Source organism: Ensifer adhaerens (genome assembly GCF_001270265.1).
GTDB classification, from domain to species: domain Bacteria; phylum Pseudomonadota; class Alphaproteobacteria; order Rhizobiales; family Rhizobiaceae; genus Ensifer; species Ensifer adhaerens_B.
In genome coordinates this window covers 57,337-71,797 of the sequence record NZ_LGAP01000007.1, presented here as the reverse complement: position 1 = coordinate 71,797, position 14,461 = coordinate 57,337, and the positions used below count along the sequence as shown (strand labels likewise).

The 14,461-nt window shown below is 59.1% G+C and carries 10 protein-coding genes and 2 pseudogenes; 2 read left to right on the top strand and 10 right to left on the bottom strand.

The genetic code is table 11. The features are described 5' to 3' along the window. Positions 1-25: 25 nt before the first annotated feature. From AC244_RS38045 to AC244_RS38040, 8 genes and pseudogenes are all read right to left on the bottom strand, one after another. Positions 26-487, bottom strand: coding sequence for a helix-turn-helix domain-containing protein (locus AC244_RS38045; RefSeq protein WP_053249415.1), 462 nt, complete (start codon positions 485-487; stop codon positions 26-28). Positions 488-538: 51 nt separating this feature from the next. Beyond that, the gene (gene repB, locus AC244_RS13850) at positions 539-1,519 is read right to left on the bottom strand and encodes a plasmid partitioning protein RepB (protein WP_053249414.1); all 981 of its coding nucleotides are present in this window, start codon (positions 1,517-1,519) and stop codon (positions 539-541) included. A gap of 56 nt (positions 1,520-1,575) precedes the next feature. Beyond that, entirely contained in the window at positions 1,576-2,799 is a 1,224-nt protein-coding gene (gene repA, locus AC244_RS13845; RefSeq protein ID WP_053249413.1) for a plasmid partitioning protein RepA, read from the bottom strand. Positions 2,800-3,860: 1,061 nt separating this feature from the next. Further along, entirely contained in the window at positions 3,861-4,169 is a 309-nt protein-coding gene (locus AC244_RS13840; protein ID WP_053249412.1) for a DUF736 domain-containing protein, read from the bottom strand. A 663-nt stretch (positions 4,170-4,832) separates the two neighbouring features. Then, positions 4,833-5,244, bottom strand: a pseudogene (locus tag AC244_RS13835) (hypothetical protein). Continuing rightward, positions 5,241-5,507, bottom strand: coding sequence for a type II toxin-antitoxin system prevent-host-death family antitoxin (locus AC244_RS13830; RefSeq protein WP_053249411.1), 267 nt, complete (start codon positions 5,505-5,507; stop codon positions 5,241-5,243). The pseudogene AC244_RS13835 and the gene AC244_RS13830 overlap by 4 nt, the downstream one beginning before the upstream one ends. 128 nt (positions 5,508-5,635) lie before the next feature. Beyond that, a pseudogene (locus AC244_RS13825) lies at positions 5,636-5,938 on the bottom strand (DUF736 domain-containing protein); the annotation flags it as partial. 513 nt (positions 5,939-6,451) lie between these two features. Then, positions 6,452-6,835 carry a DMT family transporter gene (locus AC244_RS38040; protein WP_234716928.1) on the bottom strand — a complete coding sequence of 128 codons (384 nt, stop codon included), beginning with the start codon at positions 6,833-6,835 and terminating at the stop codon, positions 6,452-6,454. A gap of 669 nt (positions 6,836-7,504) precedes the next feature. Here AC244_RS38040 and AC244_RS13815 point away from each other — a divergent pair. Next, entirely contained in the window at positions 7,505-7,978 is a 474-nt protein-coding gene (locus tag AC244_RS13815; RefSeq protein ID WP_053249409.1) for an Lrp/AsnC ligand binding domain-containing protein, read from the top strand. A 177-nt stretch (positions 7,979-8,155) separates the two neighbouring features. Here the strand turns inward: AC244_RS13815 and AC244_RS13810 are convergent, their stop codons facing one another. Next, positions 8,156-9,052, bottom strand: coding sequence for an ArdC family protein (locus tag AC244_RS13810; RefSeq protein ID WP_053249408.1), 897 nt, complete (start codon positions 9,050-9,052; stop codon positions 8,156-8,158). A 3,227-nt stretch (positions 9,053-12,279) separates the two neighbouring features. On the opposite strand from AC244_RS13810, the gene AC244_RS13795 reads away from it, so the two are divergent. Then, the gene (locus tag AC244_RS13795; protein WP_053249405.1) at positions 12,280-12,486 is read left to right on the top strand and encodes a cold-shock protein; all 207 of its coding nucleotides are present in this window, start codon (positions 12,280-12,282) and stop codon (positions 12,484-12,486) included. 231 nt (positions 12,487-12,717) lie between these two features. Here the strand turns inward: AC244_RS13795 and AC244_RS13790 are convergent, their stop codons facing one another. Then, positions 12,718-13,155 (bottom strand): hypothetical protein, encoded by a 438-nt coding sequence (locus AC244_RS13790; protein WP_053249404.1) that lies wholly within the window; start codon positions 13,153-13,155, stop codon positions 12,718-12,720. Positions 13,156-14,461 lie beyond the last annotated feature (1,306 nt).

Sequence of the window (14,461 nt, the reverse complement as noted above, 5' to 3'; positions counted from 1 at the left end):
TCGGCAATAGTCGGTCAAGCCTGCATCACCTTCCCAGCGGAAATGGCTTTATAGGGTCGTATCGTGGCCTATTGCCCGAGCTCGGCTTCGCTCCCGGCTCGTTGCCAGAGCCAGCTTCAAGTTCTTGGGTTGATTCGGGATTTGTTTTCTGTATGTGCCGCTCAGTTTGATCGCGATTGCCGCTCAAATTCTGCGCATTTACTCGAACTTCCAGGAGGTTAGAGATCTCCTCGCGCAACATTTCCATCTGTTCAGCGATCGGTTCGATCGCGGCAACCGTCGCGACACGCGGAACGGAAGCAACCAGCCGTCGATATTGTTCGTGGATGCTGTCCCAGTTACCGGCAACGCCTTCTTCCAGCGCGATTTCGATCAGGTTTGCGATGTCGCGCCGGCAGATCGTCAGGCGCTCGCGCAGTCTCCTCAATTCGAAGCGCTCCCGTTCGACCTCGGCGGCAAGCTCCTCGATTTCGTTCGCCCGCGCCAAGAGAGGTGCCACACGGTGAATACCGTCCGGGGCCTTTTTTCTTTTGCGCGTTCAGTCTTCCTTTCGATCCTTCGCTGACAGGAACTCGGCGTAAAGCCGATCCAGGTTGTCTGCGAGGTATTTGCCGAACTGTCCGGCATTCTTCGATTTCATTGAAAGCGCGAAGGCCTTGCCGGAGTTCGAATACTGAGCTTGCACAGCCTTATCTTCGGCCTGCCAGCGATCCTTGACCTGAAGCACCGCCTTTCTGACGGGCTTCTTCGATGTAGCAAGCGCGTTGAAGAGCGCATTGAAACGCTCGTCGCTGCTGAGCGAGCCAAACCAAGCCTGGCCGAGGACTCCACCGATCTGTCCGGCGTTGTCAGCCTTGCCGGCAAGGAGCGAGAGTTCAAGCCAACGATCGCGTCCAGTTGACGGGGCAGGGCCTATCTTCTCGATAACCACAGGCGAAATCCGTTCGGTCACGGTCATCATCTTCGAGATCGCGGTCTTGTCGGCAGCAAGCGATGAAGAGATCACCGAGCGGTCATATCCAAGCGCTTCCAGCCGATGGGCAAAGCTCGCCCGCTCGATGAAGGAGAGATTGGCACGCGCGGAATTCTCCTGCCCCTGGGCGATGACATGCGTGCGATCATCCAGCGCCTTGACGACGGCCTTGACCTTGCGGCCGAGTTCGCGAGCGGCCCGAGCACGGCGATGTCCGAACACCACCTGATAGCGACCAGAAACCGACGGGTGAGGGCGCACGAGGATTGGCGTATCCTGGCCTCGTTCAGCAATCGCGTGCTTGAGAGCCTCGAATTCGTCTCGGTCATCCTCCAGACGGTCGGCCACGAAGGATCGCTCGATCGATTCCGGATCGAGTTCGACGACCGCCTCACCCTCGAGGAACTTGTCGGCCTGCCGGGAGAGTTCATCGAGCGAACGAACCATGCTCTTCGATGCTCCGCGCATCGGATAGGCGGGCGCGATGTCTCCCTGCGGAATATCGGCTGCGTCGACCAGGCCTGCCAGTAGGTTCTTTCTCGCCATCTCGTTACTCCATTTGTCAGTACCGCATTTGCGGTCATCCCATATCGCCGCGATCGTCAGCCGGCGACCTTGCGTCCCCAGGACGCGTGCACCAGGTCAGTGATTTCGGCATTGACCGCGTTCAAGGCGTCCATGGCGCGCTCATAGGTCGAGCGTGTCATCTGGCTCTTGTCGACTTCATAAAGTGTCTGCTTCGTGATGCCGGCATCCGACACCGCCGTTGACTTCAGCATCTGGTTCTTCAGGACGAACTGGTGGAACAGGGTCTGCATGAAGCCGACCATCTGCCCCTGCGGTCCGTCGGTCGGCTCGTATCTGGTGATCAGATAACGATACCATTCCAGATTCACCTCGGCGCCCGCATCGCGGATCGGCTTCAAGATGCCGCCGAGCATCAAGAGGAATTGCCCCATCGACATAACATCGAGCATCTGCGGATGAATTGTAATGAGAACGCTCGTGGCTGCGGTCAGCGCCGTGATCGTGAGATAACCCAGCTGGGGAGGGCAGTCGATCACGACGACGTCGTATCGGTCATCCACTTCGGCAAGCGCGCGAGAGATGCGCGTGAAGAAGGTCTTGCCCTCATTCGAGTTCCTGTTCGACATCGCAAGCGGCGTGTCGTACTCGAATTCCTGCAGTTCAAGGTTGGCTGGGATGATATCAAGACCGGGGAAATTCGTCGGCAAGATGATCTCGGAAATCGGCCGACGCTCTTCGTCGTAACGGATCGCGTCATAAAGTGATGGCGTCTGGTCGAGTTCCGGCTGGAAGCCGTGCAGCGAGGACAGGGAAGCCTGCGGGTCGAGGTCGACCGCCAGCACTCGGTGCCCGGTCAAGGCCATGTACTGAGCCAGGTGGGCAGCGGTCGTCGTCTTGCCCGAACCGCCCTTGAAGTTGACGACTGCAATGATCTGAAGCTTTTCGCCGGCTCGGCGTCGCGGCATGTAGTTGCGAGCCTCCGAGCGACCATGCTGATCGAGATATTGGCGCAGTTCCACCATCTGCTCGGCGCTATAGGAACGCCTTCCAGACGTCGACGTCTGGGGGAGGGGGCCCTTGCCTTCAAGGTGCAGCTTTTTCAGGGTGCTCTGCGACACGCCCAGATACTGCGCGACTTCATTCAGCGAAAACTGACGCAGCAGCTTTTTGGCGTTCGGTGGGAACTGCTGCATGCTTAGAAGATGGAGCTTCTTCGAGATCAGATCGCCCTGCTCCAGGATCAGATCCTCGAATTGCATTGGCTGCGCACGGGCCACAGAGGGCGAACTAGCGTTCATTGCAGGGGAGCTCTCGAATAACGGTTTTTCAGCCGGAAGGACTGCCTAAGCGTTATTATGGGTGAAATTGCCATGCTGGCAAGGAACATAGGGTTAACAGAAGCATAACGTCGCTCCCACAGGGTGTCGGATCTCCTCGCGCAAAATGGCAGATTGTCCTTTGAATCCCTTGCCTTAGAGCGCATCAGTCCCACCAGAGCCTGCTCGCAGATTTGCGGGGGAGAGCGTTCTTCTACCGGCAGCAACGAGCAGCAATCCCTGCGCGAAGGACCGACATCGGTGCGAGTCACCTTCGAACTCGGGTTGGCAAGACCGATTCGCTTTTTCCCGTGAGCCTCGGCTGCGAGCGCTTTGTCGCAAAATCTCGCCCGCATTTCTGCGACTAGTACCGTCGACGGATCCGCCGCACTCCTCAACGCGCCGTAACGAGGAGGAAGCACGGGTGATCAGAATTACGGCATTGCCGGGCAGCGCCACCGGCGGATCGGAGGCATACCTCGATCAGATGTTCAGACTGCGGGCCCGCGTGTTCTGCGAACGCCTTGCTGGGACGTGACAATACGCGAGGGCCGCGAGTGCGCTATTCCACACGATCCGCACCCCACCTACACCCTCGCCTTGAACAGCGCTGGCAGGGTCGTCGTCTACGCGCGTCTGCTGCCGGCCAGCAGGCCCCTAGCCTAGCACTTACCCTGGCTGCAGATCGGGAACCCTTCGATCGCTTGCAGCTATCCGGCTATGCCTCCGATTTCGCCGATGGCCGCCGCACCCGGATACGTGCGTGCGGACTTGATGGCGGAGCCCTCCCGACACAGGCTTGAGCGCAAGCTCGCCAAGCGGCATGCGCTGAGTTATCGCCACGAGGTGGCGCAAATGCCTCGGCGATGAGGCCGCCAGTTTTCCGTGACAAATCGCTCGCGGAATATGGACGATCCATGCGGGACATGTTGATCTCAAGTGTGCTGCATCGGGGTTTGTCTTCTAATGGATACAGCATTGCTGCAAATGCTGTATTTGAACGAGGGAGGCCCCGCCTGTGTAGCGGGGCCATGACCTAAGTCTCAGTCCCGGTTCAACCGGGACCAGATGAGCTTGAGGTCATCTTCACCTTCGACTTCCGCAAGTGTCGCGTAGATCGGAGCTGAGAAGCTCGGGTCGTCGAGCTTCACCGAAAGATAGTCGCGGCCCTGATCGGAAGTCTTCTGCCAGGCCGCGCCCAGTTCGACGTTACCGGCGTAGAGGCGGAAATGCGGGCCCTTGTCGGAGGGGTTTTCGACCCGGGCAATTCGAGCCTTGACGTTGAGTGCGAGGGTGCGGATCGAACCGTTGAAGCCGTTTTCGGTGGAGGTGAAGGTGCCGATGGTTGCCATGTCCAAGTTCCTTTTGCTGTGTCGGGCCGCACCATTGCGGCCTCGATGGCTGTCGCAAGGACCGGGGACGATCGGACCGCACCTGAAGGGCCGGAATGAAATGGAGGGCGGCCGGGAGCAAGTTTCTTGCTTCGCGAGGAATGGCGGCGACCCGGGGTCCCCGCTCGACTTGTCGAGTGGGGTTGGTTCCGACAGGGGAAGAAAGTTGCGAAGGCCGTTGCGGGTAGACGATCGAGGCGGAGCCGTTCTCCGATCAGACATGCCTCATCGAGCCCGCGGAGGACGTGGCCCATGACTGCAATGGGAGGAACATGACGATGGCGGTCCTCGCCGGCAGACTTTATCGCCCCGACACGGTCCAGCGGCGACCCATTCGCCGTTAGCCGCTTTCGTGACCGCCCGACGCCGCAGCAGGTCCGGAAAGCACTCACGCATATGCCTTCGTCGCCTGCTGTCGATGATTTGCCACCGGACAGATCCGAGCAGCCCTCGGGCGGTGCCTCGGCGTCATCATGCCGGCGATCCACCATCAACCGGCTTCGAGCGCCACAACCTCATCGGAAAGATTGGAAGGTCGGCACCGCCACTCCTTCACATGGTTCCTCCCGGCGGAGAGTGGGATCCAGCCTAACCCAGCGCTCCGGCGGGTCAATCTTTCGGGCACTACTTGGACCGGCTGATCTCGGTAAGCGACTTTCGACGCGCGATAAACTCGCGGAGAAGGGGAAGGAAGAAGGCCTTGCTGAACCGCCCGATAGGTGGTTCGGGCTCAAGGTAAAATGAGCGGCCGACGACTGTTGAATTCATCGAGGATGACCCAGAGGCGCAGATCTGCATCGAGGCCGGCCCGCCGTTTCTCGATGGCGGGGATTTCCGCGGCGAAGCGAGCTTTCTCCGGCTGCTTTGTGGTGATCGGGAAAAACACTACCAAATCTCCATTAGGACGAGAGAGTCTTACGCCAACTGCGACCGGGCGATCCTTGCGGCCCTCAGTCTCACCCTTACCGGCCTCCCTCGCCCAGAGATAGGGATAGCGGATCACCGTCGCGGTCTGGATGTCGTCGTAGCCGCTCATCGGCTGGCCTCGTCGCTATCCTCATAGGCGTCTACCGCCGCCTCGAATTCGTCGAGCAACTCACGCGACATTGTGTCGAGTGTGCCCACCGACCGCGCGTCGGATTGCCGCATCAGCCGCTCATAGTCATCGATGTTCAGAAGGACTAGGCGCGGCTTGTTGCGCTGTGTGATCGTCACCGGATGCCGCAAGGCCTCCGCGATAATATCGCCGGATTTTCGGGAAAGATCGCTCGTTGAATATGAACCACTGGAACGGGGCATGCTGATCTCCATGGTGTCTGCGCCAGGTCGACTATAGCGCCTATGCCAGCAATACAGCATTTACAGCACTGCTGTAAATGCTGTGTGCATCGGCCCTGCCTTGCGGCGGGGCCGGCGGCTCCCCCAACTCGGTTGGGGGGGGGCCAGATCAGCTGGTAGCCGTCCTCGCCTTCGACCTCGGCGAGCGTGGCGTAGATCGGAGCTGAGAAGCTCGGGTCGTCGAGCTTCACCGAAAGATAGTCGCGGCCCTGATCGGAAGTCTTCTGCCAGGCCGCGCCCAGTTCGACGTTACCGGCGTAGATGCGGAAATGCGGGCCCTTGTCGGAGGGGTTTTCGACCCGGGCAATTCGAGCCTTGACGTTGAGTGCGAGGGTGCGGATCGAACCGTTGAAGCCGTTTTCGGTGGAGGTGAAGGTGCCGATGGTTGCCATGTCCAAGTTCCTTTCGCTGTGTCGGGCCGCACCATTGCGGCCTCGATGGCTGTCGCAAGGACCGGGGACGATCGGTCCGCACCCATAGGGCCGGAATGGAATGGAGGGCGGCAAGTCGCAGTTTTGTTAGTGCGCAAGGAATGGCGGCGCAGCTGACAGGGGTAAGAAAACTGCGACTTGCCGTTGCGGGAGGACGATCGAGGCGCAGCCGATCTCCGGTCAGACATGCCTCATCGAGCCCGCGGAGGGAGCGCCGTCAACAGCAAGTGAGAGGGACATGGCAATGGCAAACACTGACGAATCTCCCCTCCCAATCGGCGTGGTAGGCTCGATCAGCTTCCGCAGGCGCGACGGTCCGCGAATACGGTGTCGACCACCTGACGAGACGGCTGCGTCCATCGCGCCAAACGAAAACGTTCGGTCACGACCGGTCGCCGGGAGGGAGGAAGTGTCAGACAAAGCCGCTGATCGATGTCCTTTGAGATCTCCACGCCCGTCATCTTGTAGCGAATCTCAGGATTTTTGCAGCATTGGAAAAACCATTCCAAATGCTATGGCAGCGATCGCGATGAACTGGGGGAGGGTCAGTAATTCATCGAGAACCACGATGCCGATCACGGCCGTCGTCACTGGAATGCACGGCATGAACAGCGAAGCCTGTCGCGGGCCGAGTTGATGAACCGTATACGTGTAGAGAACGATCGCAACCGCACCGGCAAGGAAGCCCTGGATCACGAATTGCGTTGCGATCTCGGCTATGGATGCGGCCCCCAGTCCACTCGGCGCCACAGTGTACAACAAGGGCAGCGGCAAGCAGGAGAAGAGGACAACCGCGATCGTCGCCGTTATCGCGTCGACGGACCAGAGCCTCACCAGCACGGCATAGGCCGCGAACATGATCCCTGATCCCGCAAAGAGCAGATCGCCGCGAAGTGTGTCGCCTGAATCGACGCTTGTGTGGGAAACAAACAAAAGCAGTCCGCCGATTATCGCGATAATGCCGATGACGCGCGCGGGAAACCTTGTCCTTGAACACGACGCGAGAGAGCAGGAACGAGAAGAAGACGATGGAGGCGGGAGACAGGGCCGCAGCATGGGCAGCCGGGGCATGGGTAAGCCCCTGATTGATGATCAGGGTGTAGGGTAACCCCACCAGCAGTGCCAACAGACCGGCTTTGCGCCAACCGAGTACCCTCAGCTTTGCCGTGCCGGTCTTCCATAGCACCGGCAGGAAGACGAAAAGAGCGCCGGCAAATCGCAAGCCCACGATATCGGCGGCCGCCAGATGTTCGCGCAAGCTGAAGCGAGCGGCAACGAATTGCACCGTGGTAATCGCGACGAACGCCACCCCCGCTACGATCGCAATCCGTTTGCTGCCGTCACTGTCTGCAAATATCACAATACGCACACTTGCCTCCGGGAGGGCAGGGACCCGGTCTGGCTATTGGTAGGTGACCGAAAGAACCAAACCACAACGATCACATCGTATTGCTCAAGCATGCGTGTCTGAATATATTGATTCCGGTATTCTTGAAGTGAATATCACTCAATCTTGGATCAGTCTGCGTGAAACACGAAGTTGCCGAACTCGACGCTATCGACCGGAACCTGCTAAGGCTGCTGCAGGAAGACGGGCGCCGTACCACGCTCGAACTGGCGAACCGGGTCGGCTTGTCCCCGACCGGGGCCAGCCAGCGCGTCAAACGTCTGTTCCGGGAGGGTTACGTAAAGGCCGTCAGGGCGATCCTCGACCCGCAAAAGGTTGGTCGGGGAACAGTGGTTTTCATTCAGGTCCGCCTCGATCACACCGCTCCGCATGTTTTCGAGCGGTTCTCCGAGGCAATTTCAAAAGCGTCGGAAGTTCTGGAATGCCACATGGTCATCGGCGGCTTCGATTATCTCGTAAAAGCGAGAATTGCCGACATGTCCATGTTTCAGGACTTTCTGGAGCGGGTGATACTGCCCTTGCCCGGTGTAAGGGAGACCCATACCTATGCATCCGTGGCAGATGTAAAGCCCGACGCCCTGTTGCCGATATGAGCCATCGTCGCAAAACTCCCAATTGATGCGGGCCAGCATCGGGCAGGGCGAAATCTCTCGGCTGCTCATGAAGTGCGATCCCGAACCCTTCCGGGCTATTCCCCTCAACGATCGTCGGTGCGAGTTTGCCGCACCGGAGGCAAGCCCGTGCATGTGAGGCGAAGGGACAGGCAACCGTTAGGTTGCCTTCCTCGCTTCGGTTTCGCCTTTAAAGGCCAGGAGGTAGTCGCTCGCCTCAGCTGCCTTGCTGGCGGCGGTGATGATCGCCTTGCGGTCATCTTTCAGGATCTTGATCCAGCTGGCGAGGTACTTGGCGTGGTCGGCACGCGGCTCGACCGAAACGCCCAGTCGGGCGCAGAGGAACGCTGCACCGAGTTCGGCGACCAGTTCTTCGGCAGCGTAGGCGTCATCCCCGAAGCGCTTGCCAAACTCGCGCTCGAGGCGCGGTGCAGTCCAATGCGTCAACTCATGAAGAGCGACGCCATAGTACGCCTCGGTGGCGCTGCTGGTGGACGTGCCGGTGAACAGGTATCGTGGGGGCAGCACGATTTCGTCGGTGCTGGGCCGGTAGAAGGCCCGCGCGCCCTCGTGGCGGATCTTTGCGCAGGTTGCGGCAATCAGCGCATCGGCCAACCCGATCGGGAAGACTTGGTTGTCCTTGGGCGAGCGCGCCTTCTCGGGCTGGTAGCCATCGACCTGGGCGGTGTTGAACACCCAGCTCAGGCGGGCGCAGGGAATGTGTCGGCTATCCTCGTCATCGGCGCCGGCGTCGTCGCCCTTGCGGTCGAGCATTTTGAACCAGATGACCGGGGTAGCTTTCTCGCCCTTACGGACGCGCGCGCCCTTCTCGGACCACTGTTTGAAGGTCGCCCATTGATTTTCCGCGTAGCCGGCCTCTTGGGCGGCGACCCACAGCATGACAACATTTGTGCCGCGGTATTCGTGGCCTGACACGGCGTTGACCGGCATGGTCAGCGCCTGGCCGACCCAGGGACGCTCGCAAGGCCCGCAGTTTTCGAGGGCCGCGAGAATGGTGTCGGTGATAATCTGATGGGTGTCGCGCTTGGTTTGCATGAGTGGCTCCTTTCTGGACCGCCTTAGCGGCGGGAGCTTCCAGCAGCGGAAGGCCACGAGCGGCGCGGGCACCCGCAGGGCCGAAACGGACGTGTAGGAGGGCTCGCCCTTGCCTGCGCCGCGGCCTGTAGCAGCCTGCTCCCCTACGCCGCACGGCCCTGAAAGAGCCGATTACTCATGCTGCGCGATCGCCGGATTATTGCCGGGCTCTATCGCCCTCGTTGCGGGCTTGCGAACCTGGTGAGGAAAACCCGGCGGAATTGTCGGTCGGGTCAGCCCCACGAATTCGCATTGAGGCGCCAGCTGCTGCGGATCTCCGCGGGCCTCACGGAAATGGGCGACCTGGTGGCGGTCGGGCGGCGCGTTGTCAGGGCGAAACCCCGTCATCGGTTGCGATGCTGTAGGGCGCCGGCGCGCACGCACCGCTAAAGAATGGCCGCCGCTGCGGCCGCCGTGGTGTTCATGCTCAGAATGGCAACGAAAAGGCCCGTCCGAGCAGGGTTCCCGAACGGGACCGATTGCGAGAATGCCAGCAGCGTGAGGATCAGAACAGCGTGAGCTGGGCCGCCTTGGACGGGGTCGTGGTGACCACCTGTTCCACTGCCGGCACGTCCATGACCTCCGGGGCGTTGGTGCGCCTCTCGATCAGGCGGCGTCCCGCTTACCGGGTCTGACCAAGCCGCGGGGCCCGCGCTCGGACTGGGCCAGATGCCGAAACCCACAGACGCCTCGCCAGCGACGCGCCAGAATCTTGAACTTGGTCACCACGGCGGCGCGACGCTGAAGGGGAATCGAAGGCTTGTAGGAGACAAAGGGCAGCGACCACATCAAAGAGCCAACGATTGGCGGCGTCAGCGATTTCAGCGGCAACGCGTCCCAGCCAGCAGAACGATCGAACGTGGAGCGCCGGATCTCTAGGATGCGGTTGTGGCTACTGTCAGGAGGCCAACCGCCCCGGACGTCGAAAGCCCAAGTGAACCCAGAGCCTCCTCCCTGCCTAACACTCAGCGCGCGCTTCTATCGACCATTGGTTCAGCGTGAATGCTTAAAGGTGCCCTTTTTGCAGGTTGCTTGTGCAATTGCATACGTTATTAACAATATGAATTAACAGTGAAATAAGCCCATACGGAAGCAATGATAGCATTCACTTCCATCACTCGGACGACACGCGAAGCTATCCGTTGATTGATTACTTCCACTGAAGGCCCCCAACCCCCCTCGTAAGCTCGCATTTTGTGAGCGAGAGGCAAGTTTTGCAGTGCCCTAACAGACGCAACGAGTGCCAATTTTTAACTGGCGCTCCGTAATGAGCTTAGGTCAGGACGCCTTCGCTTTCGTCTCTCCGAAGTCGCGGCCGGTTGACCTGAGAGCCGATCATCGTGTTTCGCCGAAACAAACCTACATCAGAGTTCAGCAGATTTCAAAGGGGAACCGGATCAGTCGGCTGATGACGGGACAAGGGTCTCTGGCGGTCGAATGAAGCACTGTCGACCAGATCCCAGCAGAATAGGGACCACTGCGTCGACGTAAAATGACTTTGCCCATACCAAGGCTCTTCTCACGACCCGCCTCTGCAAGACGGTCCGATGACGTCGCGCGCACACCAATGAAGCGAAGAGCTATCGCATGCACGGACAACGCCGAAGTCCCGCTTCCAGGAGGAAGATCCAATGACCTGATGCCAGCATTACTGGCCGCAAATGCAAGCAGTTTGACAAACGATCCCGCGCCTCTTTTGGAAGGACAGCGTATCAATATCGAAACTTCGCGAGGCATGGCCTCCCCGAGCACCATCTGATGCCAATCCTTTGGATGAGCCACGGTTGATATCAAGCTGGCCATTCCCCTCCCGCCATCGTGAAGATCCTTTATCGCCGTAATGGCTCGCGGGCCCTCGCAACTTGTAGCGAGACCGCCAAAATCGTCTCCTCGGCAAGAGAGATCTCGCGTCGGTGAACAGCTGCGCCGTCCGCGATGCCAATCGCGATAGCGATAGGGATATCTTCGAGAGCGGCTCCGATGACTGCGCCCACAGCTACGCCGGCTACTAACCCGTGATCCATGGCCAATTAGCCCCTTAGCCGACTTGCTGCCCTGTCAGCGGCGTCTCGATCACGACCATGCTGTTTGATAATGCGTCGTGCATCGCTTTCCTTGATGCCATGCTTCTTTGCGAAGTAGCAAACCTCATACTTCTGACTGCCTGGGGCGAGGCGTCGATCCATGACGGTTTTAGCTGTGTCATCTTGCATTGGAAGCCTCCTTTCCACTGAAAACAACGCAGACGAGAATCTCAGGTTCCACGGCGATCTAAAACAACGCTCGCGAGATGGCCATCGTCCGCCCACCTCAAAGCATACCTACAGGAATGGAAGTGGCGTTGTTGTCTGCAGACAACATTCCTTCTTGACCGGTCACCTAGAGCTCATCCGTGACCGTCGCAGACGACAATGATCGGCACGCGCAGCACGCATAGCCCCACTTGCATCCCGGCTAACAATTCCCTTCATCAGCCTGCCGTTGGGACCGTCCGATTCGTCCGATGTTGTCTGCTGACAACATCGTCCACGGTCCAAGCCCTCGAAAACCTAAAAGTCACGCGTTCGTCAATCAGTGAAAGAACGAACAACGACGGTTCGACCGATTGGAGTGGAGTGGAGTGGAGTGGAGTGGAGTGGAGTGGAGTGGAGTACAGATTTTCGCACGCCGCTCAACGCACGCAATACAGCAGCAGCGTCGAGCGCGACCGCACTCAACACGCGTTATCGCACTTGCCTTCCTGATACACTTCGCGGCGCAGATTCGCCCAATGATCTCCCACCCCGCGTCCATGCGCACCAAGAGGGCAGAGCAAGGCTGCGAACCTTACGTTCCATTTGGCCCGGCAATGGCACGGTCTTGCTTTTGTTGTCTGCAGACAACATCGAAGGTCGGACTACCTTCCGAACGATAGCGTACACGCATCCGCGTTAATGCCTCAAAAATCGTGGGTGTGGCCCCAGCCATTTGTTGTCTGCAGACAACAAGTCAACCATTGATGCCAACTTGATCCGGAAGCTTTGCTGGCTATCTGTCGCGCTGTTAGAGCAAGCGCAAAAAGGAACCGGCGCAAACTACATAAATTTGGAGCACCCTCTTCCCTTCTCCGCCCGATGGGCTAGTTTCGATGGCGCAACAAACGCCGAGCGAACCCCAGGTTCCAAGGCTGACTGACAAAGGGGAACGTTATGGCGACTGGTACCGTGAAGTGGTTTAACTCGACGAAGGGCTACGGCTTCATCCAGCCCGACGATGGCGGTACGGACGTCTTCGTCCATGCTTCCGCCGTCGAGCGCGCCGGCATGCGCGGTCTGAACGATGGACAGAAGATCAGTTACGACCTGGTCGAGGACCGCAAATCAGGCAAGATGTCGGCTGACAACCTGCGCAACTGACCCGATTCCGGGAACAACCCTTCCAATAGGCCGCGCGGCGCCCGGCCTATTGGAAGCCTGACGCGAACCCAGTTCAGGGCACGACATCCAAGGGCACGCTGACCATTCCCACACGATACATTTAAGCGCACAACATTTGCGCGGAACTGGGTCAATACGCCCCGCACGGAAAGGGCTGGCGCCACTCGACTAGCACCTCGATCGGTTACAAACCGCGGCCGCGGTGCGGGCCTAGGCGATAAAAAATGCAGCCACCGCCGACCAGAAGCTCTTCGGCCGATCCGAAAGCAAAGCCCGGACCTGCCGCGCCGCGGAGGCCGCGCTCACTGTCGTGCCGAAGCGGCAGTAGCAGACGATGTCATGCAGCTCTTCGTCACAGATCTCGAAGAACCGTTTCGCCTCGCCATAGGTATCGTTCTCCATGCCGGCCGCATGGAGAACCGGATCGCGGAAGGCGACCGTTATCGGAGAGTAGTCGCTACGCAGCGCATTTCGCTCGTCACTGAACTGGAATTCGGTTTCATGAAGCGTATCGAGGTGCCTATGCCGAATATCCTCCAACAACTCGACCCAACGTTCCAGTCGCTGGCGGCGCGTCATCTCGTGCGCACCGAAGAATGGCTCTATCTGCGCGATGTTCTGCAGCTGCTCTAAGGTGTGATGCTTCATTGTCGCCTCCAATCAAACGACGTTACGAAAGCCAGCCCGGCACTAGCCTGTTCCTAGTCGGTGGCGCTGTCCAATCACGATGCTGGTGAGACGCACGATCGCAAGCCAGCGCGTGTTGCGGCTGCAATCCGACACTTTCGGATCCGGCCTTTTGAGAGTCGCGCCGGAGCATTCCAATCTGGACTCAAGATTGGTTCTGCCGCCCGGGCATTACTCAGCGCGTCAATGTCAATGGAGGACGGCTGATGGCGCTCAACAGAGCGCGTGCGCCGCTTCCGGTAGCCAACGTCGACGCCTGCAGTTTGCACTTGTGACGCCGCCGGAACCGAAATCCCGTGCGCCCAAGCCTCCACAAATCTTCAGAGCATCCGATCGCGTCCGCAGCACCGGACTAAACACCATGCGTGAAAAAGAATTTTCGAAAAGAATTCTTGCTCGCCGGTACTCTGCCGCCATCGCTCGACAAACACTGCCGTCCTTTCGTCTGGAGAACCGCCCTTTGGCTCGTTCTATCGACTTGGCCGCACCAACGGCTGAGCAACTGGAGGAATGGCCTTTCGAGCCGGATGCGCCGAGATATCGGGTTTTCGGAAACCGGTGATTGACCCCTGCGCGCGCCGGATTGCCGCGTGGGCAATGTCCTGTCGGCTCGTTCGAATAAATGGAAACCATCATGCCTGTAGTGGCAAGGGTGAAAGGTCGCTACCTGATGGTACCGATGAACCTTCCAATTGGAAGGCGCGGGAACGTCCTAACGAAAAGTCACCTCCGGCGGCGCGTAGTGACGGGATCTTTTCGAACTACCAACAGTCGAGAAATGCTTGCGTCCATGCAACACGGCACCTCCGGCACTTCGCGGCCTGCCATGTTGCAGGGGTGGGACAAACGAAAATTGGTGCCGATGAACGTTGTTTCAAGGGCATTCTGCCCGGATTCGCCTGCCATAGCCAAACGCTACAGTATCCGCCGTGTTTCGCCGGCGTGCGTGTGGCGGAAGTAAATCCTATATTTACTTCCGTTACGAAACTTATTTCTCGCAGAAACACATAGTTAGCGTTGCGCAGTCAACAACACACGAGTGTCCTTGCGCGATATCTGGACGCCAAAATCGCGGAACATGACCAATACCGCTTTCGCATCGCCGGCAAAATCCTGGCAGCAGCCAGCAGATATCACTCCGCAACAATCCGGTTAGCGGCGACTTTCAAAGAATTGCAGCGCAAAGATCGACCTGTCGCCAAAATACCTGGCCCGTCGAGCGGGCGAATGGGATGAGCTTATGTCAATGGAAACGAGGCCGCCGCTG